We start from the raw sequence: 20188 nt of genomic DNA, 5'->3' as shown, positions 1-20188 counted from the left end.
GCATGGGCGCGAAGGGGGCGCGATTGTAGCGGTTTACGCCGGCCTTGGGCAGATCAATGGGATGGATGGGGCTACAGCAACAGAGCCAGCTTGAGACGCTTGGGCAGTTTGGCCACCACCAATTGGTGAGAGCGGGTCAGCAGTTCGCTCAGTTCGGCGTCGCCCAGGGGGTAGGGCGCGGCCATGCTGACCCAGCGGGCGCGGGCCAGATAGGGGGCGGGGCGAATACCGGGACGGTCGCAGAAGCCGAGAAACAGGTCGTCGTCGACCTTGAAGGCCAGGCCATCGTGGCCGGCTAGGTGAATAAGGGCAAACATCTTGCTGCCTGCCACCGAGAACACCCGCACGCCGCCCCATTTGATGTCCTCACGGGCACCGGGCAGGCTCAGGCAAAGCTCGGCAACGTGCTGCGGGGTCATGGCGGTTACTCGCGGTAGAAGACTTGCACCAGATGGTAGCCGAACTGACTCTTGATCGGCCCATGCACCTCGCGCAGGGGCTTTTTGAAAATCACCTGGTCGATGGCGCGCACCATCTGCCCTGGACGTACCTCGCCCAGGTCACCGCCTTTTTTTCCGGACGGGCAGGTGGAATATTTGCGCGCCAGCACATCGAAGGCCTCGCCAGCCGCAATGCGTTTCTTTAGCGCGGCGGCCTCAGCCTCGGTCTTGACCAGAATATGGCGGCACATTGCCTTGGCCATGATGACTTCCTCAGATTGATCGACCCGCTATTGTGCCAGCCGGAATGCGCCAGCAGAATGACGCCGGATATTCGCCGCACGCGCGGGCGGAAAGCCCGGCGCTTCTAACCTAAGGTTACTGGTTACCACTTACCCACTTCCACCTCGACGGATCTGCTCGCCATGGACCTCACCGCAATGCTCAACATTCTCTCCAGCCAGGACGGATCCGACCTGTACCTGTCCACTGGAGCGCCGCCCTGCGCCAAGTTCAATGGCGTGCTTAAGGCCCTGAGTCAGGAACCGCTGAAATCCGGAGAAGTGGCGGCCATTGCCAACAGTGTGATGGACAGCCTGCAGCGCGAGGAATTTGAGCGCGAACTGGAGATGAACCTGGCGATCTCGATTGCCAGCGTGGGACGCTTTCGCATCAATATCTTCAAGCAGCGCAACGAGGTGTCCATCGTCGCGCGCAATATCAAGATGGACATCCCCAAGTTCGAGGACTTGAAGCTGCCCGAGGTGCTGCTCAAGACCATTATGGAAAAACGCGGTCTGGTGCTGTTCGTCGGCGGCACCGGCTCGGGCAAATCGACCTCCCTGGCGGCGCTGATCGACTACCGCAACCGCAACAGCGGCGGCCATATCATCACCATCGAAGACCCGGTGGAATATGTGCACAAGCACAAGAAGTCGATCATCAACCAGCGCGAGGTGGGGGTGGATACCCGCAGCTTCCACGCCGCCCTGAAGAACACCCTGCGCCAGGCGCCGGACGTGATCCTGATCGGCGAAATTCGCGACCGCGAGACCATGGAGCATGCCCTGGCCTTCGCTGACACCGGCCACCTGGCCATTTCCACTCTGCATGCCAACAACGCCAACCAGGCGCTGGATCGCATCATCAACTTCTTTCCGGAAGAGCGGCGGCCGCAGCTGCTCAATGACCTGGGCAACAACCTCAAGGCCTTTATTTCCCAGCGCCTGGTCAAGACCGTCGACGGCAAGCGCCGTGCCGCAGTGGAAGTGCTGCTGGGCACGCCGACCATTCGTGACCTGATCAAGCGCAGCGATTTTGGCGATATCAAGGAAATCATGGAGAAGTCGAAGAATATCGGCATGCAGACCTTCGACCAGGCCTTGATCGACTTGGTGCATGAAGGCTCGATTGACGAAGAGGAAGCGGTGAAAAATGCCGATTCGGCGAACAACGTGCGGCTCAAACTCAAGCTGCACCGCGAGAACCCGGCCAACGCCGCAGCCCAAGCGGCGCAGACCGCCCAGGCGGCGCCAGGTAGTGTGCCGGCAGCGCCTGCAGTGCCGGCCCAGCCCAGCTGGGGGTTGGAACTTAAGCTGGAAGATATCGAGGCGGATGAACCGCCGGAGGACCCGGGCCGCAGCAGTACTTGAGCGGCCCGCTCCATGGTCAAGGCTCCTGCTTTAGCGTTGCAGCTGGGCTGATCAGTCCCTGAGTTGCGGCAAGTCGCGATATAGCTCCAGCGCCTGTGGGTTGGCCAGGGCGTCGGTGTTTTTCACCGGTTTGCCGTGCACCACATTGCGCACCGCCAGCTCGACGATTTTGCCGCTGATGGTGCGCGGGATATCCGCCACGGCGATGATCTTCGCTGGCACATGGCGCGGTGTGGTGTTGGCGCGGATCACCTGACGGATCTGCGTTTGCAGCGCGTCGGTCAGTTCGATGCCCTCACGCAGGCGCACAAACAACACCACCCGCACGTCGTCGTCCCACTCCTGACCGATGGCGATGGACTCCAGCACGGCTTCGACCTTTTCCACCTGGCGATAGATTTCGGCGGTGCCGATGCGCACGCCGCCGGGATTGAGTACCGCGTCACTGCGCCCGTGAATCACCAGCCCATCGTGCTCGGTGATTTCTGCGTAGTCGCCGTGGGCCCAGATACCGGGGAAGGTGTCGAAATAGGCCGCCTGGAACTTGCTGCCGTCGGCATCCTTCCAGAAACCCACCGGCATGCTGGGGAAATGCCGGGCACAGACCAGTTCGCCTTTCTCGCCAGTCAGCGGCTGGCCGGCGTCATTCCACACCTGCACGTCCATGCCCAGGCCCTTGCATTGCAGCTCGCCGCGCCACACCGGCAGCACCGGGTTGCCGAGGGCAAAGCAGGAGACGATATCGGTGCCGCCGGAGATCGACGACAGGCACAGATCGGCTTTGATCTCGCAGTAGACGTACTCGAAGCTCTCGTGGGACAGCGGCGAGCCGGTCGACAGAATCGCCTTGAGTCGTTGCAGGCTGTGCGTTTGGCCCGGCTTGGCACCGGCTTTTTCCAGCGCCGCGAGAAACTTGGCGCTGGTGCCGAAGATGCTGATGTTTTCCGCATCGATCAGGTCGATCAGGCGCTCGGCACCGGGGTGGAAGGGCGAGCCGTCGAACAGCACCAGGGTGGCGCCCAGGGCCAGGCCCGAGACCAGCCAGTTCCACATCATCCAGCCACAGGTGGTGTAGTAGAACAGTGTGTCGTCGGCATGCAGATCGGTGTGCAGGCCGAGTTCCTTGACGTGCTGCAGCAGGGTGCCGCCGGTGCCATGGACGATGCACTTGGGTACGCCGGTGGTGCCGCTGGAGTAGAGGATATACAGCGGGTGATCGAAGGCTACCTGGGTAAATTCGGGCTCGCCGCCGGGCTGGTAGAAGTCCTGCCACAGCGCGACCGTGGCCGTCGAGCGGAAGTCGGCGGCTTTGGCCTGGGTATTGGCGTAGGGCAGCACAATCAGCAGCTCAAGCGAGGGCAGGCGTTCGAGGATTTCATTGAGCTTGCTGGTCAGGTCCAGGTTTTTGCCGGCGTAGCGGTAGCCGGCGGCGGCGATCAGCACCTTGGGTTCGATCTGGCCGAAACGGTCGATCACCCCCTGGGTGCCAAAGTCCGGCGAGCAGGAGGACCAGGTCGCCCCCAGGCTGCTGGCGGCGAGCATGCCGACCAGGGTTTGCCAGGTGTTGGGCATAAAGGCTGCCACCCGGTCGCCGCTGCCGACGCCAGCAGCGCGCAGGCTTTTTTGCAGGCCGGCGACGTGGGCAGCCAGCTCGGCGTAACTCAGTTGCTCGCGCGAACCATCCTCGCCAATGGCCACCAGGGCCGGATGGTTGTCGCGGCGGCGCAGCAGGTGTTCGGCAAAGTTCAGGGTGGCCCCAGGAAACCAGTGGGCGCTAGGCATGCTCGGGCCTTCTTGCAGCACGCACTCGGGCTGAGCGCTAAAACGTATCTCGAAGAACTCGACAATGGCCTGCCAGAAGGTTTCACGCTGCGCCACGCTCCAGGCATGCAGGGCTGGGTAGTCCGCCAGGTGCAGGCTGTGACGCTGATTGACGAAGCGGCGGAAGGCGTCCATCCGCGTCGCCGCGATACGTTCGGCAGAAGGCGTCCACAGGGGCTGTTGCATTGTGCTTCCTCAAATTCTTGTTATGCCGGCCGGTGGCCGGGCTGGTTGTCGCAAGCCTAGCGCCTGCGAGCTGGATGAGTCGCTAGCCGAACCAGTTCTGCATCAGGTGAACCCACAGCATTAGCATAAGCGGATGGGCTGACGTCCACCTTCAAGCGTTAAGCAACCAACGCCTAAAACAGTTCGGCCCGTCTCTACGCATAAGCGTTAGCGGGCTGTTGAAAAACCACCTGTGTTGCCGATACGGCGCTAAACAGGCTCAAAGTGCTCATTTACAGCAGTAAATTCTGCCTTTTCGCCTGTTTTAGCCTTGTCTCGGCTGCCTCGCTTAGGTTTTTCAACGGCCTGCCAGACATGGCTCAGCGCTGCAACACGCGTATGCGCGAGAGCAACTCGTCGCGATCGATATAGCAGCCTTTGAAGTGCCGTGCACCACTCGCTGGGTCAAACTCCGTGCGGGCATGCAGGGCGCGACGGTTGTCGAAACACCAGAGTTGCCCGGCATCCAGCCTGCGCTGCACGCGAAAGCGCGGTTCACGGGTCATCGTGATGAAGCGCCGGTAGGCACTGTACAGCGCCGCCATCTGCTCAACCGGTACATCGAAGGCGCTGCGTAGGAAGTTACCCATGCGAATCTCACTGACCATCCCGTAGGCGTCTAGGGCAATGATCGGCGCCAGGCAGTGGTAGTCGCTGGTGCGGCTTCTATTGCGGAATTCGACGGGCGTTTCGCACAGGGTGCGGAACAGCTCAGGCGCTTCTTGGCGCAAGGCCTCGGCAATGGCGAAGCCGTCGACGAAGACGCTTTCACCGCCTGTGGCATCGTTGACCAGGCAATGCAGAAACTGCAGGCCCGGCTGTAATTCGCGCGTCGGCAAGTCGGTGTGCAGCGGCAAGTTGAACGAGGTGTAGGCATTGCTGTCGGCGTCAGCCTTGGACTGCACGTCGAACAACACCCCAAAGTTGCTCTCGCGAATAAACGAGAGGCGCTTGGCGAGCGCGGGCAAAACGTCTTCAGTGGTCGGCACCTCGCGTAGCTGGGTCAGGCCAATGTCGCGCACCGCCAGCAGCCACTGCAATAAGGTGTGATCATCGGTCATGACGGTGGGGTAGTCGAACTGCGCCAGTTGCGCGCTCATTTCTGCGCCCCATAGCCGGCTCTGTGGGCGCTGTGCCAAGCGCTCAGCGCGCGAGGCGTCATCGTAGGCGTGGGCGCGTAACCAGCCGGGGTGAAAGCGGCTGTGATGGCCGTCCTGCCAGTCGATCAGCAGTTGGCCTTGTTCATCAATCCGTGTGCGCTGGGGGTGCAGTTCTGGCGGCACGTCGACAATCTCGAACAATTGTTCGCGGGTCACGCTGTACACGCACTGGCTGCAGGAGCAGTTGTCGCGCAACCACTGGTGATGGAAGGGGCTGACCCGGGCATCGCTCCATGTGACGGCCAGGTGGTCGTTTGCCGTTTGCACACCCACCAAGGCGACGTGGATCGGGTAGCTACGCCAGTCAGCAACCGGTGCGGCGTCGAGGACGGAATCTACTGCGTTCATGGCAATTTCCTTGTAGGGGGCGCGGAACAGACGGTTGTCGAAATGGGTAGTGAATGCCTGAGCGGTGCCGCTAATCGCTGCGTGCTAAGCCCGGGCCGGAGGGAGGCCAAGGGTTCTGCCCACACACGCCGGAATCGCCAACGTGCAATGCGCCGCGCTTAGCATGTGCACCTGCTGCATCACCTGCGCATCGAAGATGGCCGAGCGCGAGGTGCTGACATCGATGTTCATCAACATTTGTTCACTCTCGGCCAAGGCGTCGGCCACACCTAAGCGGTGCAGGCTGTGGTGGATGTGCAGCCGTTTGTGGTCGTGGGCGAGCACCTGGGTGTGCACTTCAACCGTCTCACCGAGCTTGACTTCGTCGAGGAAGTTCAAGTGGCATTCCAAGGTATACAGGGTATGCCCGGTGCGGGCACGCCCCGCCTCGTCGAGACCCAGTTGATCCATCAGGGCGTCGCTGGCGAAGCTGAAGATCAGCAGGTAGAAAGCATCGCGCAGGTGGCCGTTGTAGTCCACCCACTCGGCCAGGATCGGCGTTTGATAGGTAGTGAGTGCTGACGGTGTGGGCATGGGGTAGTACCTGTAATCATCGCTGTGTGAAATCATCACGCCCCTGCCTTACCGCGTGTACGGCCAGAGAGGGGCGTGGGCAGGTGAGCAATCACTCAATCGGCAAAGTCAAAGCCGTGCTTGGCCTTGGTCGCCTTGATCGCGCCCATCACCGCCATTAGGCAGTCATCACGGTAGCGCTCCAGTTCGGCGATGCTGCGCCGGCCTTGCTGCTCGGTGGTGCCTTCGACCACGCTGTCGATCAGGCCGTCAGTCAGTTCTGGTGCTTCTAAGTAGGTCCAGGGAAGCTTCAGGGCCGGGCCGAACTGCGACATAAAGTGGCGCATGCCGGCGTTGCCGCCCGCCAGGGTGTAGGTCAGGAAGCTGCCCATGAACGACCAGCGCAGGCCGGCGCCGAAGCGGATCGCGTCGTCGATCTCGCCGGTGGTGGCCACGCCGTCGTTGACCAGGTGCAGCGACTCGCGCCATAGCGCCTCAAGCAGCCGGTCGGCGATAAAGCCTGGTACTTCCTTGCGCACATGCAGCGGCCGCATGCCCAGGCTGGTGTAGACCTGAATGGCGGCCTGCACCGCTTCTGGCGCAGTCTTCGCGCCACCGACCACTTCCACCAACGGCAGCAGGTACACCGGGTTAAACGGGTGACCGACCACGCACCGCTCAGGATGGATGGCGTCAGCATAAAACTCGCTGGGTAGCAGGCCCGAGGTGCTTGAGCCGATCAGCACATTGGGCCGCGCCGCCGCGCTGATTTTGGCATGCAGGTCGAGTTTCAGTTCCAGTCGCTCGGGGGCACTTTCCTGGATGAAGTCGGCATCAGCTACGCATTCTCCGATGGTGGCAACGAAGCGCAGGCGCTGCGGCGCGGCACCGGGGGCCAAGCCCTTCTGCTGCAAGGCTGGCCAGGCATTGGCGATGCGCTCGCGCAATGCCGCTTCGGCGCCGGGCGCCGGGTCCCAGGCCACGACGTCCAGGCCATGAGCCAGGGCGCGGGCGATCCAGCCGGCGCCAATCACGCCAGTGCCAAGCGCGGCGAAGGTTTTTAATTCAGTGATAAAGGCCATGGCGGCTCCTGCGTGGGTAGCCCGGAGATCATCCGGGGCTGGCAATTCGAACGCCTGCGGCTTAGCGCCGCACGGCTGACGGGTATGGCTGCAATTCAGCGGCGTGGCTTAAGGTTCATCTTGGCGCGCCCCTCAGCCGGGGTCAGTGCCCGCCCGCCGAGGCGCTGGATGATTTCAATGGCGCGTTCGACCAGCTGACCGTTAGTGGCATGCACGCCCTTGTCCAGCCAGATGTTGTCTTCCAGGCCTACCCGCACGTGACCGCCCAGCAACATGGCTTGAGCGACCATCGGCATCTGCATGCGACCGATGCCGAAGCCCGCCCAGTTAATGCCCGCCGGCAGGTTATCGGCCATGGCCTTCATGGTGGTGGTGTCGGCCGGGGCGCCCCATGGGATACCCAGACACAGTTGAAACAGAGGGTCTTCGAGTAGACCTTCCTTGATCATCTGATTGGCGAACCAGAGGTGGCCGGTGTCGAAAATTTCCAGCTCGGCCTTTACGCCCAGTTCGGTGATGCGCTTGGCGCCGGCCCGCAACTGCGCCGGGGTGGAGACATAGATGTAGTCGCCGTCGCCGAAGTTCAGGGTGCCGCAGTCCAGGGTGCAGATTTCCGGGCGTAGGGCTTCGATGTGCGCCAGACGGGTCATCGGGCCTACCAAGTCGGTACCGGCACCGAACTCCAGAGGCTGCTCGCCCGGGCCGATCTCCAGGTCGCCACCCATGCCGGCGGTGAGGTTGATGATGACATCGGTATCGCTCTCGCGAATGCGCTCGACCACCTCGCGGTACAGCTCGACATCGCGGCTCGGTTTGCCGGTCTTGGGATCGCGCACATGGCAGTGGGCAACCGTCGCACCGGCTTTGGCCGCTTCGATGGCGGCGTCAGCGATTTGCTTGGGGGTAACTGGAATGGCCGGGTGGCGGCCAACGGTATCGCCGGCTCCGGTGACAGCGCAGGTGACGATGACTTCATAATTCATGGGGTTTCCATCCTTATTCGAGGCGAATGGATGCCGGGCGCCCTGAGGGGCGCACAGCACGGTGATTGATTAAGGGGGCAGCGTGGCGTTACTTAAGCGCAGCCTGCATGGCGCTGAGGCCATCTTGGCCTTCGAAGGTGGTGACCCCGGCCAAGAACTTGCTCAGTTCTTGCGGGTTTTCCTTCAGCCAGTTGCGCGCGACGTCTTTAGCATCTTTTCGCTCCATGATCGGCGCCATTAACTGGCTTTCCTGAGCGGCGGTGAAGCGCAGGTTGTTCAGCAACCGGTCGACATTGCTGCAGCGCTCGGCATAGTCGGGTGCGGTGACGGTCCAGACGGTGGCCAGGCCTTCATCGGCACCGAAGACGTCTTCACTGCCCGTCAGGTAGGTCACGTCCATCTTGATGTTCATTGGGTGCGGCTTCCAGCCGAAGAACACCACAGGCTTTTTGCTTCGCGCATCACGGCTGACGGAAGCCAGCATGGCCGATTCGCTCGACTCGATCAGCTCGAAGCCGCCGAGGCCAAACTGGTTGCTGTCGATCATCTTTTGGATGGTGGTGTTGGCGCCGGTACCTGGGTCGATACCGTAGATTTTGCCGCCCAGCTCCTTCCTGAATTTGGCGATGTCGGCGTAGGTTTTCAGGCCTGCATCGGCCAGGTAGCTGGGCACTGCCAGGCTGGAAATGCCATCGGCGAGCCCCGGCTCGTCATGCACCTTGACTGATTTGTCGGCGAGGAATGGCTTGATGTTGTCGTCCATCAACGGTTTCCAGTAACCGAGGAAAAAGTCGATTTGGCCGCGCTGGATGCCGGAAAAGATAATTTGCTGCGATGCTTGGGTCTGCGTGGTTGCATAGCCAAGGCCTTCGAGCAGGGTGCTGGCCACAGCGGTCGTGGCCACTACGTCGGTCCAGCCAACCAGGCCGATGCGTGCCTTCTGACAGCTGGCCTGTTCGGCAGCCAATAGCGACGAGCTGAATACGCTTAGTAAACAGCAGCCGGCGATCATCTTGATACCTATCATCAGTGTACCTCGTATGGCGTTTGGGTTTGCTTGTTGTTCTCGCGGAGCGCTAGCGCCCCCTCCCATGCTCAGGCCTGTATGCACCCGATGGCGTAACACTACGCAGCGTAGGCGCAGGATAAACGCACTAGAGCGACCACCTGTTGAACCATAGCGACGCTCTCACTTGCCCCGACGGCCAAACTGGCTTTTAGTGAAGGCCCTTATTGAACGAACTCATGGCCATGCCCCACACCTTCCAATTTCTGCTCATGCCTGGTTTTTCCATGATGGGCCTGATGTCGGCCATTGAACCGTTGCGCGTGGCTAACCGCTTCAGTCGTGAGCGCTACCGCTGGCGGCTGCTCAGCGCGGATGGTGGAGCGGTGCAAAGCAGCAATGGTATGTCGCTCAATGTTGATACTGCGCTGGAGCTACCAGCAGCCAGCGACAGCCTATTTGTGGTGGCCGGCTTTGAGCCGCTGGCCACCGTCGATCACCGACTGACACAGTGGCTGCACCGTGCCGAGCGTGTGTGCGCCATTCTCGGTGGCATCGACACCGGCAGCTTTGTCTTGGCCGAAGCCGGCCTGTTCGGCGCGCAGCGCCTGACCCTTCATTGGGAGGCCATTGAAGCCTTTCAGGAGCGTTATCCGTGCCTGACCGTCACCCAGGAGCTTTTCGAAATTGACGGTAAACGCATCACCAGCGCCGGCGGTACTGCCAGCCTTGACCTGATGCTGACCCTGATTGGTCGTGAGCATGGCGAAGCGCTGGCCCTCGAAGTGTCCGAACAGTTTGTGCTCGGCCGGATCCGTTCGCGTCAGGACCACCAGCGTATGCAGATCGCCAGCCGCTACGACGTACACAATAAGAAGCTGGTGCAGGTGATTGGCGAGATGCAGCGCAGGAGTGAACAGCCACTGAGTTCACAGGCCTTGGCTGAGCTGATCAAGGTGACGCCGCGGCAACTGGAGCGGTTATTTCGTCAACACCTCAACGAAACCCCTTCCAGTTTCTACCTTGCATTGCGGCTGGATAAAGCCCGGCAACTGTTACGCCAAACCGATATGACGGTGTTGGAAGTTGGAGTGGCCTGCGGTTTTGAATCATCCTCGTATTTCTCACGCTGTTATCGCGTGCGCTTTGCCACCTGCCCTAGCCAGGACCGTCATGAGTACACGCAGCTGCAGTCAGAGGGGGCGCCCCTGTAAGGAAACGCTGAAGAAGACGTCCATATTTTGGCAAAAATCCCCGGAGTCCACCCGCCGAGTTTTTCCGCTGAAGCACATGATCTTCGCCGACGCCGCGTACGCTGGCAGGCGCAAGCAGAGGTGCAAAGAGTCCGTGCTAACGGTGTAGATCCCTTGGAATATTCAGAGTATTCCAGTCCGTGATGTGCATCAGCACATCGCTCAGGGCCTGGGCCGCACTCGACAACTCGTACCCGGCCAGGCGCAGCAGGCCGACGCGGCGTTCCACCTGCGGCGCAGAGAGGGCGATGCAGCGCGCGCCGAGCTCTTGCATCTGCTGGATGCACAGGCTCGGTACCGCACTCACGCCGAGGCCCTGGGCGACCATGCGGCCGACTGTCACCAGTTGATGGCTCTCAAAGGCCACCTGCAGTTTGCCATGTTGGGCCGCGATGCTTTCCTCCAGTAGCAGGCGCACCGCAGATGGGCGTTGCAAGGTGATAAAGCGCTCTTTCAGCAACTGCGCCCAGCTCAGTTCGGGCAACTCGGCCAGCGAACAGCCAGCAGGTACCACGGCGACAAAGCGGTCGGTATAGAAGGGGATAAAGTCCAAGCCATCGAGGGCTTCCGGCTCGAAGGCGATACCCAGTTCGACCCGGCGATTGCGCAGCATCTCCAGCACTTGCTCGTTGATCACGTCATGCACTGCCACGTTGACCTTCGGATAGCGGTCGCGGAAGGCCTTGAGCGCCATCGGCAGCAGGTTGCCGGCAAATGACGGCATGGCGGCGATGGCAACCTTGCCCAGTTGCAGGGTGAAGTGCTGGCGTAGCAGTTCCTCGGTGTTGTCCCAGTCGGCCAGCAGGCGCCGGGCGATCGGTAGCAGCAGCTCGCCTTCCGGGGTCAGGCCGACTCTGCGGGTGGTACGCACCAGCAACGGGCCGCCGAGGGATTCCTCCAGATTCTTGATCGCCAGGCTCAGTGCCGGCTGGGACAGGTGCAGGCGCTCGCAGGCCTGGGCGAAGCTCAGGCTCTGCGCCACGGCGAGGAAGGCACGCAGTTGCTTGACGGTCATTGGTTTGTTTTTCTGATTAATTGCTTAGAAAAACAAACTTAACAAATCAGTCCGCAGCGGTGAAGCTTTCAATCGCTTTCTGGCGGCACGGCTGCCGAACCGACAATGACAAGAGGCGCAGCGATATGAGTGGACTCGACAAGCGGGTAGGCAGTTACGCGGAGGCCCTGGCCGGGCTGACCGACAATATGACCGTACTGGCCGGCGGCTTCGGCCTGTGCGGCATCCCGGAGAACCTGATCGCCGAAATCTACCGCCTCGGCGTGCGGGGGCTGACCGTGGTCTCCAACAACTGCGGGGTCGACGGCTTCGGCCTTGGCGTGCTCCTGGAAGACCGACAGATTCGCAAGATGATCGCCTCTTATGTCGGCGAAAACGCGCTGTTCGAGCAGCAACTGCTCAGCGGCGAGCTGGAAGTGGAACTGACCCCGCAGGGCAGTCTGGCGGAGAAGCTGCGCGCCGGTGGCGCCGGTATCCCGGCCTTTTTCACCGCCACCGGCTACGGCACCCCGGTCGCCGAAGGCAAGGAAGCACGCGAAATCAATGGCCGCCACTACATTCTGGAACCGGCCATCACCGGCGACTTTGCCATCGTCAAAGGTTGGAAGGCCGACCATTTTGGCAATGTGATCTATCGCCACACCGCACAGAACTTCAACCCGCTGGTGGCCACTGCCGGGCGCATCACCGTGGTCGAGGTGGAGGAAATCGTCGAACCCGGCGAGCTTGACCCGGCACACATTCACACCCCGGGCATCTACGTGGATCGCATCATCCAGGGCAGTTTCGAGAAGCGTATCGAGAAGCGCACCCTGCGCGCCTGACCACAACAACAAGACGAATACGAGGAAGCACCCATGGCACTTACCCGTGAACAGATGGCCCAGCGTGTGGCGCGCGAATTGAAAGATGGCTACTACGTCAACCTGGGCATCGGCATCCCGACCCTGGTGGCCAACTACGTGCCGGACGGCATCGATGTGATGCTGCAATCGGAAAACGGCCTGCTCGGCATGGGCGCTTTCCCGACCGAGGATGAGCTGGACGCCGACATGATCAACGCCGGCAAACAGACGGTTACCGCCCGTAAAGGCGCCTCGATCTTCTCCTCGGCCGACTCGTTCGCCATGATCCGTGGCGGCCATGTCGACCTCACCGTGCTCGGCGCCTTCGAGGTGGACGTGGCCGGTAACATTGCCTCCTGGATGATCCCTGGCAAGTTGATCAAGGGCATGGGCGGCGCTATGGACCTGGTGGCTGGCGCCGACAACATCATCGTGACCATGACCCACGCCTCCCGGGATGGCGAGTCCAAGCTGCTCAAGCACTGCAGCCTGCCGCTCACCGGCTGCGGCTGCATCCGCAAGGTGCTCACCGACCTGGCCTATCTGGAGATCGACAACGGCAGCTTTATCTTGCGTGAACGCGCCCCGGGGGTGAGCGTCGAGGAGATCGTCAGCAAGACTGCAGGTCCGCTGATCGTACCGGACGATGTGGTCGAAATGAGCTTCTGATTGCTCTACCGCCCCCGGAGGACGCCAACATAGGGTTGCCCCCGCCGCGTTTTTTGTTCGCAGGATGGGTTGAGCGAAGCGATACCCATCGTTCGTCATCCGGCCCCTGTTTGTTGGGTATCGCTACGCTCAACGCCAACCTACGGCCCAGGCGCAACCCGCGCGAGGAGTGTCAAACATGCAAGAAGTCGTAATAGTCGCCGCCACCCGCACCGCCATCGGCAGCTTCCAGGGTGCGCTGGCGAATATCCCGGCACCGGAACTGGGCGCAGCGGTAATCCGCCGCCTGCTGCAACAGACCGGTCTGGACGTCTGGACGGCGCCCAGGTCGACGAAGTGATCCTCGGCCAGGTGCTGACCGCAGGCTCCGGGCAGAACCCGGCGCGTCAGGCGGTGATCCTCGCTGGCCTGCCGGCCGTGCCGGCCCTGACCCTGAACAAGGTCTGCGGCTCGGGTCTGAAAGCCCTGCACCTGGGTGCCCAGGCTATCCGATTGGCGGCTCCGGCTGCCGCATTCTGGTCACCTTGCTGCACGCGATGATCAAGCGCGATGCCAAGAAGGGCCTGGCCACCCTGTGCATCGGCGGCAGTCAAGGTGTGGCATTGGCCATCGAACGGGCCTGATGACGCGGCTATGCATAGCGACGAACACGCCAGTTCGCAGAATTAACGCGAGCCGGCATTTTTCACTTTTCTGCGAGAGCCAGCGGTTGCTGAACAAAAATGCCGCCCTAGCGGATGGCCGCGGCCAGGCAGGGCCCCTGGGCTCAAGCTGAGAGCTGTGCCAAACGGGCCCGTGCCACCCGCGAGCCATTGGGCTTATCCAGTACCGTGCAAATACGCTGGCCAGCGGCAATCAGCTTGTCCATATCGATACCGGTTTCGATGCCCAGGCCTGCGAGCAGATACAGCACATCTTCGGTCGCAACATTGCCGGTGGCGCCTTTGGCGTACGGGCAGCCGCCCAGGCCCGCGACCGAGCTGTCGAATACGCTGATGCCTTCCAGCAGGCTGGCGTAGATATTCGCCAGGGCCTGGCCGTAGGTGTCATGGAAGTGCCCGGCCAACAGGTTGCGTGGCACCTCGCGGCCGACCACGTTGAACAGGTGGCGGGTAGCTCCGGCGGTACCGGCACCGATGGTGTCGCCTAACGACACCTCGTAGCAGCCCATGGCGTACAGCTCGCGGGCCACGCTGGCGACCTGCTCGGGCGCCACAGAGCCGTCATAGGGGCAGCCCAGCACGCAGGAAACATAACCGCGCACGCGGATGCCATGCTGGCGGGCAGCGTCCAGCAGCGGCACAAAGCGCTCCAGGCTCTCAGCAATCGAGCAGTTGATATTCTTCTGCGAGAAGGCCTCGCTGGCTGCGGCAAATACTGCGACCTCTTTTACACCGGCCTGAACGGCGGCATCGAAGCCTTTCAGGTTGGGTGCCAGCGCCGCGTAGACGATACCTGGCAGTTGCTGGATCTGCGCAAACACCTCGGCACTGCCGGCCATCTGCGGCACCCACTTGGGCGAGACAAAACTGCCCACCTCGATATAGCCCAGGCCGGCGGCCGACAAGTCATCGACCAGGCGTACCTTGTCGGCCACGCTGATCGGCTGTTGCTCGTTCTGCAAACCGTCGCGCGGGCCAACTTCGACCAGGCGCACTTGTTTGGGTAGGCTCATATGTGTTCCTTGGTTGTTCGGTTTGGCGATCAAACCTTGTGCTTAGCAGCATGGGTATCGCTGCGCTCAACCCATCCTACGGCAGGCGCGGATGGGCTGAGCGGGTTGGATGGGTTGAGCCGGGCGATACCCATCACAGGGCTTCCTCCAGCTCCACCAGCACGGCACCTTCGCTGACCATCTCGCCTTCGCCGCAATACAGCGCCTTGACCGTTCCAGCATGCGGTGCGCGGATGCTGTGTTCCATCTTCATCGCCTCCAGCACCACCAGGGCGGTGCCGACCTCAACCTGCTGGCCGGCCTCCACCAGCACGCGCACGATACTGCCGTTCATCGGCGCGGTCAGGCCGCCATGATGCTGATGGCTGGCCTCGACTTCGGCAATCGGGTCGAAGCGGGTGATCGCGTGCAGCTCACCGGCATAGTGCAGATACAGGGTGTCACCCTGGCGAATGGCACGCAGGCGACGCTCCACCTCTGTAGGAGCGAGCTCGTTCGCGGTCACGGCATCGCGCGCAAGCTCGCTCCTACAGGTCAACCAATCACCGTTCAGGCGGGCGCTATTGTTGGGGCGTACTTTGCGCTCATTACCATTGCAGCTTAGGTGCAGATCGGTTTCCGCGGGCAGCCCCAAACGCAGGCCGTTATGCTTGCTCCAGGGCGAATGCAAGTCGTCATGGCGCTGGCGCGGTGTTTCACTCTGTACAAAAGCCTCGGCAGCCAGTTGCCAGAACTCGCCCGGCAGCTCGCTTACTGGTGGTAACAGCTGTGCTTCATGGCGCGGAATAAAGCCGGTATCCAGCTCGGCATTGGCAAAGGCCGGGTGAGCCAGCACGCGGGAAAGAAACGCCAGGTTGGTGCGCACCCCGCCCACACAGGTTTCCTTGAGCATGGCCAGCAGGCGCAGGCGCGCCTCTTCGCGGTTCTCGCCCCAGGCGATCAGCTTGCCGAGCATCGGGTCATAGAAGGGCGAGACTTCATCGCCTTCGTTGACGCCGCTATCGACCCGACGGCCTGGGCCGGCATTGGCTTCGCGGTACAGCTTGAGGGTGCCGGTGGCGGGCAGAAAATCGTTGTCCGGATCTTCCGCATACAGCCGCACCTCGATGGCGTGCCCCATCAGCGGCACCTGTTCCTGGCTGATCGGCAGCGCCTCGCCACGGGCCACGCGAATCTGCCAGGCGACCAGATCCAGGCCGGTGATCAGCTCGGTGACCGGGTGTTCGACCTGCAGGCGGGTGTTCATCTCCATAAAGAAGAAGTCGCCGCGCTCATCCAGCAGAAACTCCACGGTGCCAGCCCCGACATAGCCAATGGCCTGGGCGGCCTTGACTGCGGCCTCGCCCATGGCGCGGCGCAGTTCGCCTGACAGACCGGGGGCCGGGGCTTCTTCGACGACCTTCTGATGGCGACGCTGGATCGAGCAGTCGCGCTCATTCAGGTACAGGCAGTGGCCGTGCTGGTCGGCAAACACCTGGATCTCCACATGGCGCGGCTTGAGTACGTATTTTTCCACCAGCATGCGCGAGTCGCCGAACGACGACTGCGCCTCACGTTGGGCGCTGGCCAGGGCCTCGGCCAGTTCGCTCTCGCGCTCGACCACCTTCATGCCCTTGCCGCCACCGCCTGCGGCGGCCTTGAGCAGCACCGGGTAACCGATCTTCTCAGAGGCGACCCGGAAGGTTTCTACATCCTGGGCTTCACCGTGATAGCCAGGCACCAGCGGCACGCCAGCGGCCTCCATCAGCGCCTTGGCGGCGGATTTGCTGCCCATGGCGTCGATGGCGGCGGCGGGCGGGCCGAGAAAAATCAGCCCGGCCTGCTCGATGGCACGGGCAAAGCCGGCGTTCTCGGAGAGAAAACCGTAGCCGGGGTGGATGGCCTGGGCGCCGCTGGTCTTGGCCGCGTCGATCAGCGCGTCGATGCGCAGGTAGCTGTCTGCCGGTTTGGCACCGCCCAGATTGACCGCCAGATCGGCCTCGCGCATATGACGCGCATTTGTGTCGATGGCGCTGTGTACCGCCACGGTCCGGATGCCCATGGCCTTGGCCGTGCGCATCACCCGGCAGGCGATCTCGCCACGGTTGGCTACCAGCAGGGTATCGATAGCTTTGAGATTCATGCGTGTGGCTCCTGGCGGCGGTATGGGCGTTTATCCAGCCGGCTATTGCGGGGGATATTCATGCTTATTGCTCTTGCCAGGCGGGTTTGCGTTTATCCAGGAAAGCGCGCAGACCTTCCTGACCTTCGGGACTAACGCGGATGCGGGCGATGGCGTTTTCCGTGTAGCGGCGCAGCGCCGGGGTCAGTACGCCGCTGCCGACTTCACGTAACAGATCCTTGCTGGCCTGCATGGCCTGAGGGCTATTGAGCAGCAGCGTGTCGACCCACTCGACCACGGCCTGCTCCATGGCATTGGTGGCATAGCATTCGGCAAACAGCCCCAGCTCCTGCGCCCGCTGGCCGCTAAAGCGCTCGGCGGTCAGCGCATAACGCCGCGCGGCACGTTCGCCAATGGCCTGTACGACAAAGGGGCTGATTACCGCCGGGGCCAGGCCAATGCGCACTTCGGACAGACACAGCTGGGCGTCAAGGGTGCCGATGGCCATGTCGCAGCAGCTGATCAACCCCAGCGCGCCGCCAAAGGCCGCGCCTTGCACCACGGCCAGGGTCGGGATCTTCAACTGGTAGAGGTTGTGCATCAGCTCGGCCAGCTCGCGTGAATCGGCGAGGTTGGCGGTGTAGTCCAGGGTCGCCGCGTGCTGCATCCAGGCCAGATCGGCGCCGGCGGAGAAGTGCTTGCCACGGCCGCGCAGCAGGAGGAAACGCAGGCTCTTGTCGGCCATTACCGCGTCGAGGGCGAGAATCAGCTCGCGGATCATCTCGGCGTTAAAGGCGTTGTTCTTCTCGGCGCGGTTGAGCCAGAGCGTGGCAAAGCCGCGTGGATCTTTCTCAAGTTCGATAGTGGTGAACGTTGTCATCAATCTGTCCTCATGTAGGGTGGAAGACGCTCTTTTCTTCCACCTTGGATCATCCAGCGGGTGGATGGGTGGGGCGTCATCCACCCTACGGTCACATGCGGAATACGCCGAACTGAGTCGGCTCAATCGGTGCGTTAAGGCTGGCGGAAAGGGCCAGGCCCAGTACCTCACGGGTTTGCGCCGGGTCGATCACACCGTCGTCCCACAGGCGCGCACTGGAGTAGTAGGGGTGGCCCTGGCGCTCGTACTGTTCGAGGATCGGTTGTTTAAGTGCGGCTTCGTCTTCGGCGGAGAAGCTCTGCCCGGCGCGGGCGGCCTGTTCGTGCTTGACCTGCACCAGCACGCCGGCGGCCTGTTCGGCGCCCATCACACCAATCCGCGCATTCGGCCACATCCACAGAAAGCGTGGATCGTAGGCACGGCCGCACATGCCGTAGTTACCCGCGCCGAAGCTGCCGCCGATGATCACGGTAAACTTCGGCACTTTGGCGCAGGCCACGGCGTTGACCAGCTTGGCGCCGTGCTTGGCGATGCCGCCGGCTTCGTACTTCTGCCCGACCATAAAGCCGGTGATGTTCTGCAGGAACAGCAACGGAATGCCGCGCTGGCAGGCCAGTTCGATAAAGTGCGCGCCTTTCTGCGCCGACTCCGCAAACAGGATGCCGTTATTGGCGAGGATCGCTACCGGATAACCGTGGATATGCGCAAAGCCGCACACCAGAGTGGTGCCGAACAGCGCCTTGAATTCATCGAATACGCTGCTGTCGACGGTGCGGGCGATCACTTCACGCACATCAAAGGGCTGCTTGGCGTCTGCAGGAATCACCCCGTACAGCTCTTCGCAGTTGTACAGCGGATTGATCGGCGCACGGTTGTTCAGCACGCCGAGCTTGCGCCAGTTGAGGTTGGCAATTGAGCGGCGGGCAAGCGCCAGGGCGTGTTCGTCATTATCGGCGTAATGGTCGGCGACGCCCGATGTTTTGCAGTGCACATCGGCACCGCCGAGGTCTTCAGCGCTGACCACTTCACCGGTGGCGGCTTTTACCAGCGGCGGGCCAGCAAGAAAGATGGTGGCCTGGTTGCGCACCATGATCGCTTCATCCGCCATGGCTGGCACGTAGGCACCGCCAGCGGTGCAGGAGCCCATCACCACGGCGATCTGCGGGATGCCCATGGCCGACATGTTGGCCTGGTTGAAAAAGATCCTCCCGAAGTGCTCGCGGTCGGGGAATACCTCATCCTGGCGCGGTAGGTTGGCACCGCCGGAGTCGACCAGGTAGATGCAGGGCAGGCGGTTCTGCTGGGCGATGGTTTGCGCGCGCAGGTGCTTCTTCACGGTCAGCGGGTAGTAGCTGCCGCCTTTGACCGTGGCGTCGTTGGCCACGATCATGCATTCCACACCTTCGACCCGGCCGATGCCAGCCACCACGCCTGCCGCCGGTACCTCTTCACCGTATACCTCATAGGCAGCCAACTGGCCGATTTCGAGAAACGGCGAGCCAATATCCAGCAAGCGGTTGATCCGCTCGCGCGGCAGCAGTTTGCCGCGCGAGGTATGGCGTTCCTGGGCCTTGGCGCCGCCGCCTTCATGAACGCGGGCGAGCAGGGTGCGCAAGTCGTTTACCTGGGTGAGCATCGCGGCGCTATTGGCGGCGAAATCCGGTGAACGGGTGTTGATCTGGGTGTGCAGAATGGCCATCTGGCGCGCTCCGTCAGGCTATTTGGTTTCGTTGAACAGTTCGCGGCCGATCAGCATGCGGCGGATTTCACTGGTGCCGGCGCCGATCTCATAGAGCTTGGCGTCACGCAGCAGGCGACCGGCCGGGTACTCGTTGGTATAGCCGTTGCCGCCGAGCAGCTGGATGGTGTCCAGGGCCATTTTGGTAGCCATCTCGGCGGTGTAGAGGATCACCGCGGCGGCGTCCTTGCGCGATTCCTCGCCGCGATCGCAGGCCTTGGCCACGTTGTACAGGTAGGACTTGGAGGCGTTCATGCCCGCGTACATGTCGGCCAGCTTGCCCTGCACCAGCTGGAACTCACCGATTGACTGCTTGAACTGCTGGCGTTCGTGCACGTAGGGCAGTACCACGTCCATACAGGCGGTCATGATCCCGGTCGGGCCGCCCGAGAGCACGGTGCGCTCGTAGTCCAGGCCGCTCATCAGCACGCGCACGCCGCCGCCTTCGGCGCCGAGAATGTTCTCTTCCGGGACTTCGCAATCCTCGAATACCAGTTCGCAGGTGTTGGAGCCACGCATGCCCAGCTTGTCCAGCTTCTGGTGGCGGGAGAAACCCTTGTAGTCACGCTCGACGATAAACGCGGTCATGCCGCGTGAGCCGGCGTTGATGTCGGTTTTGGCGTAGATCACGTAGGTGTGGGCGTCGGGGCCGTTGGTGATCCACATCTTGTTGCCGTTGAGCACGTAGCGGTCGCCGCGCTTTTCCGCGCGCAGCTTCATCGACACCACGTCGGAGCCGGCGT

The 20188-nt window shown here is 62.2% G+C and carries 19 protein-coding genes and 1 pseudogene; 6 read left to right on the top strand and 14 right to left on the bottom strand.

Annotated elements, in window-relative coordinates; translation table 11 throughout:
* Positions 1-71: 71 nt before the first annotated feature.
* Both WA145_RS10360 and WA145_RS10355 read right to left on the bottom strand, forming a co-directional pair.
* Positions 72-419, bottom strand: a complete 348-nt coding sequence (locus tag WA145_RS10360) for an MmcQ/YjbR family DNA-binding protein (protein WP_422581502.1) — start codon at positions 417-419, stop codon at positions 72-74.
* Between the two features lie 5 nt (positions 420-424).
* On the bottom strand, positions 425-703 hold the full coding sequence (locus WA145_RS10355) for a peptidylprolyl isomerase (RefSeq protein ID WP_422581501.1): 279 nt from the start codon (positions 701-703) through the stop codon (positions 425-427).
* 162 nt (positions 704-865) lie between these two features.
* On the opposite strand from WA145_RS10355, the gene WA145_RS10350 reads away from it, so the two are divergent.
* On the top strand, positions 866-2092 hold the full coding sequence (locus WA145_RS10350; RefSeq protein ID WP_422581500.1) for a PilT/PilU family type 4a pilus ATPase: 1227 nt from the start codon (positions 866-868) through the stop codon (positions 2090-2092).
* A 51-nt stretch (positions 2093-2143) separates the two neighbouring features.
* Here the strand turns inward: WA145_RS10350 and WA145_RS10345 are convergent, their stop codons facing one another.
* The 6 genes from WA145_RS10345 to choX form a co-directional block, all read right to left on the bottom strand.
* Entirely contained in the window at positions 2144-4099 is a 1956-nt protein-coding gene (locus tag WA145_RS10345) for an acetoacetate--CoA ligase (protein ID WP_422581499.1), read from the bottom strand.
* 359 nt (positions 4100-4458) lie between these two features.
* On the bottom strand, positions 4459-5646 hold the full coding sequence (locus WA145_RS10340) for a gamma-butyrobetaine dioxygenase (protein ID WP_422581498.1): 1188 nt from the start codon (positions 5644-5646) through the stop codon (positions 4459-4461).
* 84 nt (positions 5647-5730) lie between these two features.
* Positions 5731-6219, bottom strand: coding sequence for a thioesterase family protein (locus WA145_RS10335; protein WP_422581497.1), 489 nt, complete (start codon positions 6217-6219; stop codon positions 5731-5733).
* A 95-nt stretch (positions 6220-6314) separates the two neighbouring features.
* Complete coding sequence (locus WA145_RS10330; protein WP_422581496.1) at positions 6315-7280, bottom strand: L-carnitine dehydrogenase; 966 nt, start codon at positions 7278-7280, stop codon at positions 6315-6317.
* Positions 7281-7375: 95 nt separating this feature from the next.
* Entirely contained in the window at positions 7376-8263 is an 888-nt protein-coding gene (locus tag WA145_RS10325; RefSeq protein WP_422581495.1) for a 3-keto-5-aminohexanoate cleavage protein, read from the bottom strand.
* Positions 8264-8351: 88 nt separating this feature from the next.
* On the bottom strand, positions 8352-9290 hold the full coding sequence (gene choX / locus WA145_RS10320) for a choline ABC transporter substrate-binding protein (RefSeq protein WP_422581494.1): 939 nt from the start codon (positions 9288-9290) through the stop codon (positions 8352-8354).
* 224 nt (positions 9291-9514) lie between these two features.
* Between choX and WA145_RS10315 the strand changes: the two genes are divergently transcribed.
* Positions 9515-10483 (top strand): GlxA family transcriptional regulator, encoded by a 969-nt coding sequence (locus tag WA145_RS10315; RefSeq protein WP_422581493.1) that lies wholly within the window; start codon positions 9515-9517, stop codon positions 10481-10483.
* A 136-nt stretch (positions 10484-10619) separates the two neighbouring features.
* On the opposite strand, the gene WA145_RS10310 is transcribed toward WA145_RS10315, so the two are convergent.
* The gene (locus tag WA145_RS10310; protein WP_422581492.1) at positions 10620-11537 is read right to left on the bottom strand and encodes a LysR family transcriptional regulator; all 918 of its coding nucleotides are present in this window, start codon (positions 11535-11537) and stop codon (positions 10620-10622) included.
* Between the two features lie 125 nt (positions 11538-11662).
* Here WA145_RS10310 and WA145_RS10305 point away from each other — a divergent pair, with 125 nt between their 5' ends.
* From WA145_RS10305 to WA145_RS10290, 4 genes and pseudogenes are all read left to right on the top strand, one after another.
* Entirely contained in the window at positions 11663-12361 is a 699-nt protein-coding gene (locus tag WA145_RS10305) for a CoA transferase subunit A (protein ID WP_422581491.1), read from the top strand.
* Positions 12362-12394: 33 nt separating this feature from the next.
* On the top strand, positions 12395-13051 hold the full coding sequence (locus WA145_RS10300; protein WP_422581490.1) for a CoA transferase subunit B: 657 nt from the start codon (positions 12395-12397) through the stop codon (positions 13049-13051).
* A gap of 178 nt (positions 13052-13229) precedes the next feature.
* Positions 13230-13543: pseudogene (locus WA145_RS10295) on the top strand (acetyl-CoA C-acetyltransferase); the annotation flags it as partial.
* A gap of 44 nt (positions 13544-13587) precedes the next feature.
* Positions 13588-13674 (top strand): hypothetical protein, encoded by an 87-nt coding sequence (locus tag WA145_RS10290; protein ID WP_422581511.1) that lies wholly within the window; start codon positions 13588-13590, stop codon positions 13672-13674.
* Between the two features lie 143 nt (positions 13675-13817).
* On the opposite strand, the gene WA145_RS10285 is transcribed toward WA145_RS10290, so the two are convergent.
* The 5 genes from WA145_RS10285 to WA145_RS10265 all read right to left on the bottom strand — a co-directional run.
* Positions 13818-14726, bottom strand: coding sequence for a hydroxymethylglutaryl-CoA lyase (locus WA145_RS10285; protein ID WP_422581489.1), 909 nt, complete (start codon positions 14724-14726; stop codon positions 13818-13820).
* A gap of 133 nt (positions 14727-14859) precedes the next feature.
* Complete coding sequence (locus tag WA145_RS10280; RefSeq protein ID WP_422581488.1) at positions 14860-16848, bottom strand: acetyl/propionyl/methylcrotonyl-CoA carboxylase subunit alpha; 1989 nt, start codon at positions 16846-16848, stop codon at positions 14860-14862.
* 64 nt (positions 16849-16912) lie between these two features.
* Positions 16913-17707, bottom strand: coding sequence for a gamma-carboxygeranoyl-CoA hydratase (locus tag WA145_RS10275; RefSeq protein WP_422581487.1), 795 nt, complete (start codon positions 17705-17707; stop codon positions 16913-16915).
* A gap of 91 nt (positions 17708-17798) precedes the next feature.
* Entirely contained in the window at positions 17799-19406 is a 1608-nt protein-coding gene (locus WA145_RS10270; RefSeq protein WP_422581486.1) for a carboxyl transferase domain-containing protein, read from the bottom strand.
* An 18-nt stretch (positions 19407-19424) separates the two neighbouring features.
* On the bottom strand, positions 19425-20188 hold a 764-nt coding region (locus tag WA145_RS10265; RefSeq protein WP_422581485.1), incomplete at its 5' end, for an acyl-CoA dehydrogenase family protein.

Origin of the sequence: Pseudomonas sp. (assembly GCF_049301935.1) — a bacterium.
In the GTDB taxonomy this organism is placed as follows: Bacteria; Pseudomonadota; Gammaproteobacteria; order Pseudomonadales; family Pseudomonadaceae; genus Aquipseudomonas.
Note: the sequence above shows the minus strand (reverse complement) of the source record. Positions and strands in the feature narration are given on the sequence as shown.